Origin of the sequence: Mesorhizobium sp. M7A.F.Ca.ET.027.02.1.1 (genome assembly GCF_004022985.1) — a bacterium.
GTDB lineage: Bacteria > Pseudomonadota > Alphaproteobacteria > Rhizobiales > Rhizobiaceae > Mesorhizobium.
The window spans coordinates 1-14,576 of record NZ_RZOL01000137.1 but is presented as its reverse complement, the minus strand read 5'-3'; the positions used below and the strand labels follow the sequence as shown (position 1 = coordinate 14,576).

The 14,576-nt window shown below is 61.8% G+C and carries 17 protein-coding genes and 1 pseudogene; 10 read left to right on the top strand and 8 right to left on the bottom strand.

Annotated features, from left to right (window positions below):
• Positions 1-237: hypothetical protein (locus EN749_RS38230; RefSeq protein ID WP_210214722.1), on the top strand; the 237-nt coding region annotated here is incomplete at its 5' end.
• Between the two features lie 28 nt (positions 238-265).
• Here EN749_RS38230 and EN749_RS16695 read toward each other — a convergent pair.
• From EN749_RS16695 to EN749_RS16685, 3 genes are read right to left on the bottom strand one after another with little or no spacing between them, the layout of a single operon-like run.
• Positions 266-682 (bottom strand): cupin domain-containing protein, encoded by a 417-nt coding sequence (locus tag EN749_RS16695; protein ID WP_128363562.1) that lies wholly within the window; start codon positions 680-682, stop codon positions 266-268.
• 5 nt (positions 683-687) lie between these two features.
• On the bottom strand, positions 688-1,551 hold the full coding sequence (locus EN749_RS16690; RefSeq protein WP_127809253.1) for a phosphoenolpyruvate hydrolase family protein: 864 nt from the start codon (positions 1,549-1,551) through the stop codon (positions 688-690).
• A gap of 13 nt (positions 1,552-1,564) precedes the next feature.
• On the bottom strand, positions 1,565-2,761 hold the full coding sequence (locus EN749_RS16685; protein ID WP_128363561.1) for a Tm-1-like ATP-binding domain-containing protein: 1,197 nt from the start codon (positions 2,759-2,761) through the stop codon (positions 1,565-1,567).
• Positions 2,762-2,873: 112 nt separating this feature from the next.
• Here EN749_RS16685 and EN749_RS16680 point away from each other — a divergent pair, with 112 nt between their 5' ends.
• From EN749_RS16680 to EN749_RS16650, 7 genes are all read left to right on the top strand, one after another.
• On the top strand, positions 2,874-3,569 hold the full coding sequence (locus tag EN749_RS16680; protein ID WP_128289235.1) for a TetR/AcrR family transcriptional regulator: 696 nt from the start codon (positions 2,874-2,876) through the stop codon (positions 3,567-3,569).
• A gap of 360 nt (positions 3,570-3,929) precedes the next feature.
• Positions 3,930-5,246: an extracellular solute-binding protein gene (locus EN749_RS16675; RefSeq protein WP_127268333.1), complete on the top strand. Its 1,317-nt coding sequence runs from the start codon at positions 3,930-3,932 to the stop codon at positions 5,244-5,246.
• A 70-nt stretch (positions 5,247-5,316) separates the two neighbouring features.
• A complete protein-coding gene (locus tag EN749_RS16670; RefSeq protein WP_023812446.1) occupies positions 5,317-6,222 on the top strand; it encodes a sugar ABC transporter permease in 906 nt (301 codons plus the stop codon).
• Between the two features lies 1 nt (position 6,223).
• A complete protein-coding gene (locus EN749_RS16665; RefSeq protein ID WP_127268334.1) occupies positions 6,224-7,183 on the top strand; it encodes a carbohydrate ABC transporter permease in 960 nt (319 codons plus the stop codon).
• Complete coding sequence (locus EN749_RS16660) at positions 7,180-7,401, top strand: hypothetical protein (protein ID WP_127268335.1); 222 nt, start codon at positions 7,180-7,182, stop codon at positions 7,399-7,401. Before EN749_RS16665 ends, EN749_RS16660 begins: the two co-directional genes overlap by 4 nt.
• The gene (locus EN749_RS16655; protein WP_128289236.1) at positions 7,398-8,501 is read left to right on the top strand and encodes an ABC transporter ATP-binding protein; all 1,104 of its coding nucleotides are present in this window, start codon (positions 7,398-7,400) and stop codon (positions 8,499-8,501) included. The genes EN749_RS16660 and EN749_RS16655 overlap by 4 nt, the downstream gene beginning before the upstream one ends.
• A 106-nt stretch (positions 8,502-8,607) precedes the next feature.
• Positions 8,608-9,693, top strand: coding sequence for an ABC transporter ATP-binding protein (locus EN749_RS16650; RefSeq protein WP_127268316.1), 1,086 nt, complete (start codon positions 8,608-8,610; stop codon positions 9,691-9,693).
• Positions 9,694-9,809: 116 nt separating this feature from the next.
• Here the strand turns inward: EN749_RS16650 and EN749_RS16645 are convergent, their stop codons facing one another.
• The 4 genes and pseudogenes from EN749_RS16645 to EN749_RS16630 form a co-directional block, all read right to left on the bottom strand.
• Positions 9,810-10,241 carry a DUF4437 domain-containing protein gene (locus EN749_RS16645; protein ID WP_127397009.1) on the bottom strand — a complete coding sequence of 144 codons (432 nt, stop codon included), beginning with the start codon at positions 10,239-10,241 and terminating at the stop codon, positions 9,810-9,812.
• A gap of 170 nt (positions 10,242-10,411) precedes the next feature.
• Entirely contained in the window at positions 10,412-11,383 is a 972-nt protein-coding gene (locus EN749_RS16640; protein ID WP_164873788.1) for an AraC family transcriptional regulator, read from the bottom strand.
• Positions 11,384-11,785: 402 nt separating this feature from the next.
• A pseudogene (locus EN749_RS38830) lies at positions 11,786-11,905 on the bottom strand (AraC family transcriptional regulator); the annotation flags it as partial.
• A 4-nt stretch (positions 11,906-11,909) separates the two neighbouring features.
• The gene (locus tag EN749_RS16630) at positions 11,910-12,488 is read right to left on the bottom strand and encodes a TetR/AcrR family transcriptional regulator (protein ID WP_245491429.1); all 579 of its coding nucleotides are present in this window, start codon (positions 12,486-12,488) and stop codon (positions 11,910-11,912) included.
• A gap of 99 nt (positions 12,489-12,587) precedes the next feature.
• Here EN749_RS16630 and EN749_RS16625 point away from each other — a divergent pair, with 99 nt between their 5' ends.
• A complete protein-coding gene (locus tag EN749_RS16625) occupies positions 12,588-13,496 on the top strand; it encodes an SDR family oxidoreductase (protein ID WP_128363559.1) in 909 nt (302 codons plus the stop codon).
• 60 nt (positions 13,497-13,556) lie between these two features.
• On the opposite strand, the gene EN749_RS16620 is transcribed toward EN749_RS16625, so the two are convergent.
• Positions 13,557-13,904, bottom strand: a complete 348-nt coding sequence (locus EN749_RS16620; RefSeq protein ID WP_027037790.1) for a GFA family protein — start codon at positions 13,902-13,904, stop codon at positions 13,557-13,559.
• Positions 13,905-14,024: 120 nt separating this feature from the next.
• Between EN749_RS16620 and EN749_RS16615 the strand changes: the two genes are divergently transcribed.
• On the top strand, positions 14,025-14,576 hold a 552-nt coding region (locus tag EN749_RS16615; protein WP_245491427.1), incomplete at its 3' end, for an amidase family protein.

The following is a 14,576-nucleotide window of genomic DNA, read 5'->3' as shown; positions in this document are numbered from 1 at the left end:
ACAGGAAACTGGTTCGCCGCAGCGCCGCGCCAACCCAACCGCTTGGCGCTGCCGCGAACCCATCATAAGGGGGAAAACTGTTACCTATCTATCCGGTTCAAACTGTTACCCATCTATCGGCTGGACAGCAGCCGCGCCCTCGGCACCTATTTGGTGGCGTTGAAAATTGGCGAAGCGCCGATGACTGCGTCTTTCTCCCCGTCACTATACGGGGAGAAATGTCCGGCAGGACAATGAGGGGCAGCGCTACCCTTGAACAAGTTCATCACTGCCCCGGCGGGATCAGCCTGAAATCCGGCAGCTCACGCAAAACCAGTTCAGGCCCGGCCGGCGAATAGACGACGAAAAGCTGCATCGGCCCGTCACCGGTGTTGAGCGTCGAATGGAAGCGGCTTTCCGGCACATAGATGGTGCAGCCGGGGCCGACTTCTGCCACCACCGGATTGCCCTTTTCGTCCTCGACCATCTGCTCGCCATGACCGGAGATGACGAAGATGATTTCTTCCGCGCCCGGATGGTTGTGGCGCGTGTGGCCCTTGCCGGAGGGCAGGTCGACCACGCCGCCGGAAAAGCGGGTTGCGCCATTCACCTCCGGCGCCACCGTCAGCGCCAATTTTCCCCAGTCGAAACCGAAGGCGCTGACGTCCTTCGGGTAGACAAACATTTTGCTCTTGTCGGTCATCTCTCTCATCCCTTCTTTTTCTTCGTGGTCTTCTGGCCACCAAGTGTCACCGCCTTGAAATCGGCCGTCTGTTTGGCGATCGCGGCTTCCGCCGGCAGCCGTTCCATCGAGCTAGCGCCATAGAAGCCGTGCAGACCCTTGGCATGGGAGAGGATGTAACGGGCGTCGTCCGGCATCGAGATCGGCCCGCCATGGCAAAGCAGGATGACATCCTTGCGCACCGAGCGCGCGGCATTGGCGATGGCGTCGATCTCGACGATGCAGTCGTCGAGCGACTTGGCTGAGGTGGCGCCGATCGAGCCGCCGGTCGTCACGCCCATATGGGCGACGATGATGTCGGCGCCGGCCTTGGTCATGGCGCGGGCCTCGTCGGGGTTGAAGACATAGGGCGTGGTCAAGAGGTCGAGCTTGTGCGCCTCGGCGATCATGTCGACCTCGAGGCCGAAGCCCATGCCGGTTTCCTCGAAGCTTTGCCGCATGCTGCCGTCGAACAGGCCGATGGTGGGAAAATTCTGCACGCCGGAAAAGCCCATGGTCTTCAGCTCGGCCAGCAGCAGCGGCATGATGACGAACGGGTCGGTGCCGTTGACGCCGGCCAGCACAGGCGTGTGTCTGACCACCGGCAGCACCTCATAGGCCATCTCCTTGACGATCTCGTTGGCATTGCCATAGGCGAGCAGGCCAGCGGCCGAGCCGCGCCCGGCCATGCGGTAGCGGCCGGAATTGTAGATGATGATGAGGTCGATGCCGCCGGCCTCCTCGGCTTTCGCCGACAGGCCGGTGCCGGCGCCGCCGCCGACGATCGGCACGCCCTTGTCGATCATCCCCCTGAATTTCTTCAATATGTCCTTGCGCGGTATGGCGGGCATTTTTTGAGATCTCTCACTGTCTGGCGATGTCGAGGAAGGCCGATGTTGCAGCCTTTGCGAATTCCGGGTCGTTGATATGCAGCGGTAGGCGTGTCACGCGGCGCTTGCCGTTGGGCTGGATGGTGCGCTCGATGGCTTCGAACAGAACGGCGTCGGCTTCCGGGTCGAAGAAGGCGCCGCCTTCGATGTCGAGCGCCGAGACGCCTTTTTCCGGGATGAGAAAATGCACCGGCCCTCCGCAGCGGGCGAGCCTGGTGCCGATCCATTCGCCGATCGCACGGCATTCGTCCGCCGTGGTGCGCATCAGCGTGACATTGGGATTGTGCTCGTAGAAAAGCCGCCCGCGATAGTGGTCCGGAATGGTCGAAGGCGCCCAGAAGTTCACCATGTCGAGCGCGCCGACGGAGCCGACATAGGGCAGCCCCGTGCGAACTATGGCGCCGAAACGATCGTCAGTCGCCGGCAGCACGCCGCCGAACAGCAGATCGCAGACTTCGGTCGTGGTGATGTCGACGATACCGGACAGCAAGCCGCTGTCGGCCAGCTTTTCCATGCTGCGGCCGCCGGTGCCGGTGGCGTGGAAGACCATGCAGTCATATCTGGAACGGAGCTGGTCGGCGATGGCGGTCACGCAAGGCGTTGTGACGCCGAACATGGTGAGGCCGATCGATGGTTTGCCGTCGGGTGGCGGCGCCGGCTTGGTTGTCATGCCTACGATCGCCTGGGCGGCATTGTGCAGCACGACACGGGAGAGCCGGTTCAGTCCGGCCATGTCGGTCACCGCTGGCATCATGATGATGTCGGAGACATCGACATAGGGTGCGGTATCGCCGGAGGCGAGCGTCGAGACCATGATCTTGGGCAAGCCGAGCGGCAGGGCGCGCATGCCCGACGTGATGATCGATGTGCCGCCACCGCCGCCGATGCCGATCATGGCTGCGACGTCGTTGCGCGATGGGGCAAAGCGGGCGAAGGCGATGCCCATCGCGGCGACCGCGGCGCCACGGTCATTGCCGCCGAGCACGGCGTCACGGCCGCCGGGATGATGGTCGGCGATTTCCATAGCGCCGATATCGACGGGGATGGTTGCGTCGCGCGTTCCGACATCGACACGGCAAACGATGGCGCCCGCAGCAGTGATCGCATCGGCCAGGAAGGCGAGCTCCTCGCCCTTCGTGTCCGCGGTACCCACCACATAAATACGCTTCATTTGCGCTCCCCCGATCCTGGCAGGCGCGATGCCGCCCCCATTGCTCATTGCCCGGGCCACTCGACGATGCGGACACCATTGCAAATTTTTGAGACGCGCGTATCGTATTGGCATGAATGTCTCACGTCAACAATCCGCTGCGAGCGACGACGCTGAACGGGCAACCGGCCCGGTGCCCGAACGTGGTCCGCGCGCGCGGACCAAACGGCTGATGCTGGAGACGGCAACAAGGCTGATGCAGGCGGGCGTCACGCCCTCGGTCAGCGAGGTCGCCGAGGCGGCCGAGGTTTCCCGTGCCACCGCCTATCGTTACTTCCCGAGCCAGTCGGCACTGGTGCAGGCCGTCGTCGACGAGGGGCTGGGGCCAATCCTCACCTGGCAATCGACCTCCGCCGATGCCGAGCGCCGGGTCGCGGAGCTGTTCGATACGGCCATGCCGCGCATCGAGGCCTTCGAGGCCACGTTCAAGGCAGCACTGAAGCTGTCGCTCGATCAATGGGCGCGGCGTCAGGCCGGCACGCTGGGCGCTGAGCCCGCCTTTACGCGCGGCCATCGCATCGACTTGCTGAAAGATGCGATCGCGCCGCTCAAGAGCCGTTTGCCGCCGCGCGACTTCAAGCGGCTGGCGCAGGCGCTGTCGCTGATCTTCGGCGTCGAGGTGCTGATTGTGCTCAAGGATATCTGGGGACTGGACAGCCGCCGGACGAGGGCGGTCGCACAGTGGGCAGCCGGGGCGCTGGTGCGTGCGGCAGTCGCGGAATCGGTCGATGAAGGAGGCAGCCCCGATCCGAAGGCAGTCATGAAATAGAGCCTATCTGGTTCGACCAGATTGGCATGCACGCTACTGATCTTAGCCGTTGAGTGGGGTGTCGGACAATACCCAATCATATCACTGAGTAGGAAAATCTTGGTAAAACAGGCAGATAAAGCCGGAATCCGATGGCAATGGCCACGTCAAGCTGTCAAGAAAGGGCTTGACGCGCATGCAAAATTGGTAATACCAGATTGGATCAGAAAAGCGGATCGAAAGTGAGGGCTGCGATCCATTTTCCGGCAGGGGCGAGGAGGCTCGAAACCGGGAAGGTGCGATCACGGGAGGAACTACCAGGGCCGGCCCCGTTGCCGGCTCGCACGATAAGGTAGAACGCGCACAAGGGAGGAAATCATTATGCGCAAGTTAGTGACCAGCGCACTTGCTGGTATCGGCTTAACGCTTGCCTGCGGAACGTCCGTTTACGCGCAGGACAAAGAACTCACCATATTCTGGGCGGAATGGGATCCGGCGAACTATTTGCAGGAACTCGTCAATCTCTACGAGGCCGAGACCGGCGTGAAGGTCACGGTCGAAACCACACCTTGGTCCGACTTCCAGACCAAGGCATTCACCGAGTTCAACGCTAAGGGCAGCGCCTACGACATGGTGGTCGGCGACTCGCAGTGGATCGGTGCCGCATCCGAGGCGGGCCACTATGTCGACCTTACCGACTTCTTCAACAAGCATAATTTGAAGGAGGTGATGGCGCCGGCGACTGTCAAGTACTACGCCGAATATCCGTCGGCCTCTGGCAAGTACTGGTCGATCCCGGCCGAGGGTGACGCAGTCGGCTGGTCCTACCGTAAGGACTGGTTCGAGGACCCCAAGGAAATGGAAGCCTTCAAGGCCAAGTATGGCTACGATCTCGGCGTGCCGAAGGATTTCAAGGCGCTGCGCGACATTGCCGAATTCTTCCACCGTCCCGACCAGAAGCGCTACGGCGTCGCCATCTACACCGACAATTCATATGATGCCCTGGTTATGGGCGTCGAGAACGCCATCTTCTCCTACGGCGGCGAACTTGGCGACTATGCCACTTACAAGGTCGACGGGATCATCAACTCCGATCAGAACGTCAAGGCGCTCGAGGTCTACAAGGAACTCTATTCCTTCACACCTCCTGGTTGGGCCAAGAGCTTCTTCATCGAGGACAACCAGGCGATCACCGAGAATCTGGCTGCGATGAGCATGAACTACTTCGCCTTCTTCCCGGCGCTCATCAACGAAGCCTCGAACCCGAATGCCAAGAACACAGGCTTCTTCGCCAACCCTGCCGGCCCGAACGGCGACCAGTTCGCCGCGCTCGGCGGCCAGGGCATCTCCGTCATCTCCTATTCCAACAACAAGGAAGAGGCGATGAAGTTCCTGGAATGGTTCATCAAAGACGAGACGCAGAAGAAGTGGGCGGAACTCGGCGGTTACACGGCAAGTGCCAAGGTGCTCGAGTCGCCTGAATTCCAGAACGCCACGCCTTACAACAAGGCTTTCTACGAAACCATGTTCAAGGTGAAGGACTTCTGGGCGACGCCGGAATATGCCGAGCTGCTCATCGCGATGAACCAACGCGTCTATCCGTACATCACCGGCAATCAGGGCACGGCCAAGGAAGTGCTCGATGCGCTCGCCGCGGACTGGAACGCGACGTTCAAAAAGTACAACCGCGTGAAGTAAGCGGCACTAACGCTCGGAAGGGGTGGGAGCCCACCCCTTCCGTTTTCTTTTCACAAGGAAGGAACTGGCTTTGGCCACTGCAGTCATGACCACGCTGGATCCCAACTCGCGCTCCGCCACCCGCGGCATGAGCGACCTCACGATCCGAAATCTCTTCATCATCCCGACGATCGTTTTCCTGATCGTCTTCAACATCTTTCCACTGCTCTATTCGCTCGGCTATTCGTTCACCGACTTTCGCGCGTCGAGCCCGGCGGCGGCCAATTTCGTCGGACTGCAGAATTATCGCGAACTGCTCAACGACCCGTTCATCTGGTCGAATTTCGCCATCACCGCCAAATATGTCATCGTCTCCGTGGTCGGTCAGGTCATCGTCGGCTTTGGCGTGGCGTTGCTGCTCAACCGCGATATCCCGCTGAAGGGCCTGCTGACGACACTGCTGCTGTTGCCGATGATGCTGTCGATGGCCGTCGTCGGTCTGTTCTGGAAGCTGCTCTATGATCCGTCATGGGGTGTCATCAACTATGCACTCGGCCTCGGCAATTTCGAGTGGCTGTCCAACCCTGACATGGCGCTCTACGCGGTTGCCATCACCGACATCTGGATGTGGTCGCCCTTCGTCATGCTGCTGTCGCTTGCCGGCCTGTCGGCAGTGCCGAAGCACCTCTACGAGGCGGCGGCGATCGACCGCGCCGGCTCGTTCTATACCTTCTTTCGCATTACGCTGCCGCTGGTCGCGCCGATTCTGATGATCGCGATCATCTTCCGCACCATGGAGGCGTTCAAGACCTTCGATCTCGCCTACATCCTGACCAGCCAGCCAACCACCGAGGTGATCTCGATCCGGCTCTACAAGATGGCGTTCCAGGAATGGCAGACCGGGCGCTCCTGCGCGCTTGCCTACATCGTGCTGATCATGGTGCTGGCTATCACCAACATCTACGTCAAATACCTCAACAAGGTGAAGGAGCGCTGAGATGGCCGCCGTCCGCACTTCTTCCGAAATCGGCTTCAATCGCGTCGCCATCGTCGTTGTCCTTTTGGTGACGATCATCTTCCTCGCGCCGATCTACTGGATTGCCTCGACGGCGTTCAAGCCGCGCAATCTTGCCACGACCATCCCGCCGACGGTGGTGTTCCAGCCGGAGATATCGCCCTTCGTCAAACTGTTCACCAAGCGCTCGCAACTGCGCAGCGCGCCGACGCCGGAAGAGTATGCGGCAGCGCCCTGGTGGGAGCGCGTCGTCTTCGACGGCGGTGAAAAGATCGTGCGCGACGGCAAGGGCCAGGTGCAATGGTCCGGCTATCCGAGCCGCTTCATGAACTCGCTGATCATCGCCATCACCTCCACGGTGCTGGCGGTCGGCATGGGCACGTTCACCGCCTATGGCTTTTCGCGCTTCAAGGTGAAGGGGGAGGCTGACCTGCTCTTCTTCATCCTTTCGACACGCATGCTCCCGCCGGTGGTGGTGGCGATCCCGATGTTCCTGATGTACCGGGCGGTCGGCCTCAACGACACGCATGTGGGCCTGATCATCCTCTACACCGCCTTCAACCTGTCCTTCTCGGTGTGGCTGATGAAGGGTTTTATGGATGAGATACCGAAAGAGTATGAAGAGGCGGCCCTGGTCGACGGTTACACGCGCATGGAGGCCTTCTTCAAGATCGTGCTGCCCGAGGCGGCCACCGGCATCGCCGCCACCGCGGTGTTCTGCTTCATCACCGCGTGGAACGAATATGCCTTCGCACTGATCATGACCAACCGCCGCGCCCAGACCGCACCGCCCTTCATCCCGAGCCAGGTCGGCTCGGGCCTGCCGGACTGGACGGTGATCGCCGCCGGAACCTTTCTGTTCCTGCTGCCGGTCGCGATCTTCACGTTCCTGCTCCGCAACCATCTGCTGCGCGGCATGTCCTTCGGAGCGATTCGCAAATGAGCTTTCGTGCCATCAACCAGAAATATCTGGAGCCCGGTTCGCAGGTGCTGATGGTGCTCGGCATCATAGCACTCTGCCAGCCCTGGAACCTGTTGTTGCACACATATGGCCTGACCATCATCCTGATCGGGCTGGTCGGCTTCAACGTCACCTCCAAGATCGCGCCTGAGGAAAAGGCCGGCACCGGCCAGGTGCGCAATCCGGGAGCACAGCATTGACCCAGATCGAGCTTCGCGGCGTCCAGAAATTCTTCGGCGCCGTCCAAGTCATCAAGGACCTGAACCTCAAGATCGCCGACAACGAGTTCATCGTTCTCCTCGGCCAGTCGGGCTGCGGCAAGACGACGACGCTGCGGGCCATCGCCGGGCTGGAAACGATCGACGAGGGCGACATCCTCATCGACGGCAAACCGATCCAGCATCTAAAGGCCGCCGACCGCGACATTGCCATGGTCTTCCAGTCGTTCTCGCTCTATCCGCATATGAGCGTCTACGAGAACATCGCCTTCCCCTTGCGCGCCACGCGCAAGAGCAAGACGGAGATCGACAGCGAGGTTCGCTCCGTCGCCAAGACGCTGCAGATCACCGATCTGCTGGACAAGAAGCCATCGGCGCTCTCGGGTGGCGACATGCAGCGCGTCGCCATTGGCCGGGCGCTGGTGCGGCGGCCGAAGGCCATGCTGATGGACGAGCCGATCGGCGCGCTCGACGCCAAGCTGCGCGAGGAGATGCGGGCCGAGATCAAGCGGCTGCACATCAAGCAAGGGTCGACGACCATCTATGTGACGCACGACCAGGTCGAGGCGATGAGCCTCGCCGACCGCATCGTCATCATGCATGAAGGCGTGCTGCAGCAGGTCGGCTCGCCCGACGAGGTCTATTCGCACCCGGCCAATCTGTTCGTGGCGCAGTTCGTCGGCAGTCCGGTGATGAACGTCGCCGATGCGGCAGTCGCCGAGACGGCGTCCTCGGTCTCGGTGACGGTCGGCGGGGCTCCCGCCGGCTTCGAGTTCCCGCGGGCGCTGCTGTCGAAGCTCAACGGCCATGCAGGCGGCCAGCTCGCGCTCGGCATCCGGCCGGAAGGCGTTCTCATCCGCCGCGAGGCGACGGAGGGGTTTTTGCCGGTCGAGACGCAGATCGTCGAGCCGCTTGGCTCCTTCGACATTGTCGATCTCAAAGTCGGCTCAAAGATGCTGCGCGCACGCACCAAGAGCGGCTTCGTCGCCGGTCCCGGCCAGAAGGTGTTCGCCAGGATCGATCCGGCCCAAGCGCATTTCTTCGACACGGCAAGCGGCAAGTCGCTGGGAGTGAGATTGTGATGGCCGAAGGACACGAAAGGCCAATGACTTGGCCTTTCGAACAATCGAACGCCCGGAGCTATAGCGGAGGGCAGACGCCCTCGAAAAAGAGATCGGGACGATAGACATGGCCCATATCCAGCTCAAGAACATCTCGAAGACTTTCGGCAACCACACTGCGCTCACCGGGCTCGATCTCGATATTGCCGATGGCGAGTTCTTCGTGCTGCTGGGCGAGACGGGCGCCGGCAAGACGACGACGCTGCGGCTTATCGCCGGCCTGGAAAAGCCGAGCGAAGGCCAGGTCTTCATCGACGGCGTCGACGTCGCCGACTGGGGTGCGGCCGAGCGTGACGTGGCGCTGGTGCTGCAGCAATACTCGCTCTATCCGCGCTACACGGTGCGCGAAAATCTCGAATTCCCGCTGAAGCCGAAAATTCGTCGGCTGCCCGACGCCGAGATCAAGGATCGCGTCGACCGTGCCGCCCGTACGCTGCGGATCGAGCACCTGCTCGACCGCAAGACGGATCGGCTGTCCGGCGGCGAGATGCAGCGCGTCTCGATCGGCCGCGCCATCGTGCGCAAGCCGCGTGTGTTCCTGATGGACGAGCCGCTGTCTGCGCTCGACGCCAAGCTGCGCGAGGCGCTGCGGACTGAACTGAAGAACCTGCAGATGCAGCTCGGCGCCACCTTCCTGTTCGTCACCCACGACCAGATCGAGGCGATGTCGATGGGCGACAAGGTCGGCGTGCTCAACCATGGCCGCATCGTTCAGACCGGCACGCCGCACGAGATCTACAACAATCCGCGCGATACCTATGTGGCGAGCTTCGTCGGCTCGCCGCCGATGAACCTCATCGACGGCAAGCTTGTGAACGGCCGCGCGGTGATGGCTCCGTTGAACTTCGAACTGCCTTTTTCGGGGGGAGCCAAAGCGGGCGGGGCGACCGACGGTCGCCCGCTCGTCTTCGGCATTCGTCCCGAGGACGTCTATCTCGAGAGCGGCGCGCCGGTCGAGGCGCATGTTCACGACGTCGAGAACCACGGCGTCGAAAAGATCCTGACGCTGCGCGTCGGCGACGCGACACTGCGTGCCACCGTGCCGGCCAGGACCGACGTCGCCATCGAGCAGGCGGTGCGCTTTGCCTGGAACCCCGACAAGGTGGTGCTGTTCGACAAGGGCAGCGGCGTCAGCTTGCGACACGCGTCATAAAGCGCGTCGCGCTGAAACGGATTCATGCGACGCGCTTTAGGTCTTTGTTTTTGTGCATGTCGTTCTCCCAAAACCGAGGTCACTTTTGGGCGACATGCGTGAGGCCGCATCCCAGCCTATTTCTGGAAGTATGTTTCGTAGGGCGTGTCGTTGATCAGCAGGATCACGCATTCCGTGTCGGAGACGCAGGCGTCGTCATGCATCTCATTGGCTTTCTGGGTCCAGTAGGATCCAGGAGGCAGTTCGACCTTGGTCGCCTCGCCGCCATCCATCTGCCAGTGCGCCCACAGCCCCTTTATGACCACCGCACGATAATCCGCGGTGTGCGCATGGACCGGTGCACGCCAGTTGCCGGGAACCTTCAGCAACGTGCCTGCCGGACCCTTGGCCCGCTCGCCCCACAATGGGCCAAGACGATGCGGCTGGTCGGGTACTTCCGCCACATAGGGGATCTTGTCGGCCGGCAGGTAGCTGTCCTCGAGGGCAAAGGCGCGCCCGGGAACCGCAAGCATGACGGCGAGTGCGATGACCTTCAGATGATTTGGCATGGTTCTCCTCTTCGGACCGACTGGACGCCGGCCGCTGGCTGCCTGGTTATGGCAAGCTATTGCATGCGGGTGGCCCGGCAATGGCATTGCGTCCGGAAGGCTTGGCAATTCATCCAGACCCGGCAATTCATCCAGACCCTGCGATCCATGGCCGCGGATCCGGGATCGCCTCAGCGGTTTTCGGAGGTGCCGTCAACGGTGCGCAGGTGGCTGGGCGCGATGCCTATGATGCGCTTGAACGCCCGGCTGAACGACGCTTCGGAATCGTAACCCAGTCTGGCGGCGACCACCGAAACCCGCATCCGATCATCGATCAGCCATTGCCGCGCCTGGTGCATGCGTATCCGGGCGACATATCTCGCCGGTGTTTCGCCAACGACGGCCGTGAAGCGTTCGGCGAAGGCCGATCGCGAAGCGCCCATTTCGCGCGCCAGCGCTTCGACAGTCCAGTTCCTGTCGGGCTGCAGATGAATGGCGGCAAGTACGCGGCCGATGTCGCGATCCCTGATCGCCGCGATCCAGCCTCTGGTGTCGCCGCCGCTGTTTTCCACCCATGAACGGATGATGCTTGCAGCCAGTACGTCGGCCAGCCGCGCCAGCATGCCGCCGGAACCGGCGCGGTTCATGGTGATTTCGCCGGCCATGGCTTGCAGCAGATGCGGAATACCTGGCTCCCCAGCCATCAATTCCTTGGCGCGCATCATGTCCGGCATCATGCCCAGCAAGGGGTGCGATCCGTCCAGGTTGAAGTGCATGCTGCCGCAAAACAGCAAGATTTTCGGGCCGTGGCCGCCATTGGAGACATTGAAGACATTGTCCTGCAAAGGCTCGACAGTGTAGCTTTCGATCGGCACGGCAGGAATGCCAGGCGCGCTGGCAACGACATGCTCGGCGCCGCGCGGCAAGAGCAACGCATCGCCGGGTGTCAGCTCAATCCATTCTCCGGCTGGCGAGAACAGCCAGCATCCGCGGCGGCCAATGAAGTGAAACCGTGCAGCCTTCTGGGCTGGAAACAACACGGCCCATGGCTCCGAAAGTTCGCAGCGGCCATAGTCGACGCCATCAAGCCGCAATCCGCGCAAGATGTCGGTGAGCGGACCCTCCGAGGCCGGCAAGGCAGTCTTGGGCGAGGTGAAAACCATGCGGATTTTTCTGAAGCAGTTCATCGTTTAACGGAACGTTGAACCGCTCTATCTCTTTGTTTTGACGCAATTCCGGACGGAAAAACCGCTTCACACTTTTCCTGGAATTGCTTTAGCCTGGAATCGCCAGTCCGTCACGGCCTCCATGCGTCGGCTCAGGGCAATGAACTCGGGTCAACGGGTTCCTTCGGAGCTTTCGCCAGGCGTAGGGACGGAGCATCAAACGAAAAACCCGCCTGTGCGGCGGGTCACTGGCGCAAATCAGCACCATAGACAGAAATGTAGCATAGCTGAGGTCACCGAGTCAAGAAAAAATTCCTATCGCGAAAGGCCGGCACAAAAGCTGCCGGGACCGCCGAACTGGCTGCTGCCTTTGGCAAGCTGAGTTCGAAACCCTGTGCGTCAGCTGGCCTGGCGGATATCGGCCTGTTCCTCGCCCCGGAGATGGCTGCGCGCCAAGCCGATGACGCGCTTGAAGGCGCGGCTGAAGGCGGCATCGGATTCATAGCCGAGACGCCGAGAACCATCACGGTTTTCGGGCCGCTGCCGTTGTGATGGCAGCGACGAAGCGGTTCAGGCTGTCCTCGACATAGGCGGCCACTTCGATCGCCGGGTCAAAGCTCCACCACAGCAACGAGCCTTGCCAATGCGAGGCCATCAGCAGGCCGATGTCGCGTGGCGGGTTGGGCGTCTTGGCAAAACAGGCTGCAAGTGTGTCGCACAGGAACGCCTTCCAGGCCGCACCCCGCGCCCTGAGCACGGGATCGCGCAGATCCTCGCGCAGGACAAGCAGGCCTTCGGCATAGGATTCGATGCCGCCATAGGATTGCGACAGCGCCACCAGCAACGCGACCGCACCGGTGGGGGTTCTGGGAACGGTGGCTGCCAGCTTTCTGGTGTTCTCGTCGAGACCGTCCCAGGCGTGCAGCAAAGTGCGCTGTTTCAGTTGCGCCTTGTTCTTGAAGCGCTGCACCAGCGTTGCACCGGAGAGACCGCAGGCCTTTGCCAGACGCTCGTAGGTGAGTGCTTCGGGACCATGCTCGTGGATTAGCCGGTGCGCGGTCTCCAGCACCTGCTCGTCGGACTGGGTTTTTGGCCGTGTCATCTTGACATCCTGATATAACCGAATGATCATTTATATATATGGCGCGAACAGCACAAGCCAGCCTTGTCTGATCGATGAGTCCGTTTTTGGGAGAGTTCAATGACGCTGCAAGGGAAAGTTGCTCTGGTCGCCGGCGGGACGCGCGGCGCCGGACGGGGCATAGCAATCGAACTCGGCGCAGCCGGCGCCACCGTCTATGTCACCGGGCGCAGCACGCGCGCCCAGCAATCCGAATATGCCCGGCCCGAAACCATCGAGGAAACAGCGGAACTGGTCTCGGCGAACGGAGGCAAGGGCATCGCCGTTCAGGTCGATCATCTGGTGGCCGACGATGTGCGCAAACTGGTCGAGCGCATCCGCACCGAACAAGGCCGGCTCGACATACTGGTGAATGACATCTGGGGTGGCGAGAAACTGTTCGAGTGGGACAAACCGGTCTGGGACCACAATCTGGACAATGGCCTGCGCATGCTGCGGCTCGGCATCGACACGCATCTGATCACCGCGCACCATGCGCTGCCGCTGTTGATCGAACGTCCGGGCGGGCTGCTCATCGAGGTCACAGACGGCACGGCCGAATACAATGCCGATCACTACCGGCTGTCGCCATTCTACGATCTCGCCAAGGTCGCGGTGACGCGCATGGCATGGGCGCATGCCCAGGATCTCGCCAAACACGACGCAACGTCCGTGTCGCTGACGCCCGGCTGGCTGCGTTCGGAGATGATGCTGGAAGCCTTTGGCGTGAGCGAGGGCAATTGGCGCGACGCCACCGCTGAGGTGCCGCATTTCGTCATTTCCGAGACGCCACGTTTCGTCGGCCGCGCCGTTGCGGCTTTGGCGGCGGATCCGGACCGCTCGCGCTGGAACGGACAGTCGCTGTCCAGCGGCGGGCTGGCGCAGGTCTACGGCTTTACCGACCTCGACGGCTCACGGCCCGACGCCTGGCGTTATGTTCCCGAGGTTCAGGACGCCGGCAAGCCCGCCGATGCGACGGGCTATCGATAGGTAATTGGTTCCTGCGCAATTTCGGACGGAAAACCGCTGCGCACTTTTCCTGGAATTGCGTCAGGCGGACCGCCCGTCGAAATCGAAGACCGACAGCGTCGAAGGGTCGAGATCGGCCACGCAGTTAATGTTGATATAGGCGCTGCGTTCACGGCCCTCGCGGACATCCTCCGCAAAGGGATGGATGCCGCAAGCCCGGCAGAACCGGTGCGCGATGGCATGGTTGCCGAATGTGTAGGTGCCCAAATCGTCGCCCCAGGCCAAGACCCGCAAGGTCTCATGCGGGATGGCACACAGCAGGGCGCTCTTGCGCGTGCAGATCGAACAATTGCACCTGATGGCACCGGTCAGTTCGGCCTTGAATTCGAAGGCCACCTTGCCGCAGTGGCAGCTGCCTTTGTAGAGCATCGGGTTTTTCCTTGTATTCGACAGGGTGCAAAACTGCCTGCGCCGGGTTAAGTCTGGGCAAGCCATGCACTGGCCGCACCCCCTTAAGACGTTCAAGGCGTCCGGAGTCCGACACCGAAAATGCAATCCGTTCGTGATCATCTGGAAATCATTCTTGCGCGCCTCGCCGCCCGTGCCGGCGAAGAGCACGTGTTCACGAAGCTCTATGCCGAAGCCGCACGGGCCGCGGCTGATGCCAGCGATGCCCGCAGCCAAGCCGGTGTGACGCTAGGGCCGCTCGACGGCACCATCGTCTCGATCAAGGACCTGTTCGATGTCGCCGGCGAGCCGACCACGGCTGGGTCGCTGATGCTTAGGACCGCAGCACCTCCGCTGCGCGATGCCGTGATCGTCAGCCGGCTGCGGCAGGCCGGCGCGGTCATTATCGGCAAGACCAACATGACCGAATTCGCCTTCACCGCGATCGGCGACAACAGCCATTTCGGCACGCCTGGCAATGCCGTGGACGCCAGTCGCATTCCGGGCGGCTCTTCCTCGGGCGCAGGCGTTTCCGTCGGCGAGGGGACAAGCGAAATATCGATCGGTTCCGATACCGGCGGTTCGATACGCATACCGGCTTCACTCAACGGTGTCGTCGGCTTCAAGCCGACAGCGCGACGCGTGCCGCTCGCC

What these genes read in the sequence shown, in the direction of transcription:
- EN749_RS16680 (WP_128289235.1), top strand. Translation starts at nt 2,874, where the DNA reads ATGAATGTCTCACGTCAACAATCCGCTGCGAGCGACGACGCTGAACGG.
- EN749_RS16660 (WP_127268335.1), top strand. Translation starts at nt 7,180, where the DNA reads ATGAGCTTTCGTGCCATCAACCAGAAATATCTGGAGCCCGGTTCGCAG.
- EN749_RS16665 (WP_127268334.1), top strand. Translation starts at nt 6,224, where the DNA reads ATGGCCGCCGTCCGCACTTCTTCCGAAATCGGCTTCAATCGCGTCGCC.
- EN749_RS16675 (WP_127268333.1), top strand. Translation starts at nt 3,930, where the DNA reads ATGCGCAAGTTAGTGACCAGCGCACTTGCTGGTATCGGCTTAACGCTT.
- EN749_RS16625 (WP_128363559.1), top strand. Translation starts at nt 12,588, where the DNA reads ATGACGCTGCAAGGGAAAGTTGCTCTGGTCGCCGGCGGGACGCGCGGC.
- EN749_RS16695 (WP_128363562.1), bottom strand. Translation starts at nt 682, where the DNA reads ATGACCGACAAGAGCAAAATGTTTGTCTACCCGAAGGACGTCAGCGCC.
- EN749_RS16620 (WP_027037790.1), bottom strand. Translation starts at nt 13,904, where the DNA reads ATGCTCTACAAAGGCAGCTGCCACTGCGGCAAGGTGGCCTTCGAATTC.
- EN749_RS16630 (WP_245491429.1), bottom strand. Translation starts at nt 12,488, where the DNA reads ATGACACGGCCAAAAACCCAGTCCGACGAGCAGGTGCTGGAGACCGCG.
- EN749_RS16690 (WP_127809253.1), bottom strand. Translation starts at nt 1,551, where the DNA reads ATGCCCGCCATACCGCGCAAGGACATATTGAAGAAATTCAGGGGGATG.
- EN749_RS16650 (WP_127268316.1), top strand. Translation starts at nt 8,608, where the DNA reads ATGGCCCATATCCAGCTCAAGAACATCTCGAAGACTTTCGGCAACCAC.
- EN749_RS16645 (WP_127397009.1), bottom strand. Translation starts at nt 10,241, where the DNA reads ATGCCAAATCATCTGAAGGTCATCGCACTCGCCGTCATGCTTGCGGTT.
- EN749_RS16685 (WP_128363561.1), bottom strand. Translation starts at nt 2,761, where the DNA reads ATGAAGCGTATTTATGTGGTGGGTACCGCGGACACGAAGGGCGAGGAG.
- EN749_RS16640 (WP_164873788.1), bottom strand. Translation starts at nt 11,383, where the DNA reads ATGGTTTTCACCTCGCCCAAGACTGCCTTGCCGGCCTCGGAGGGTCCG.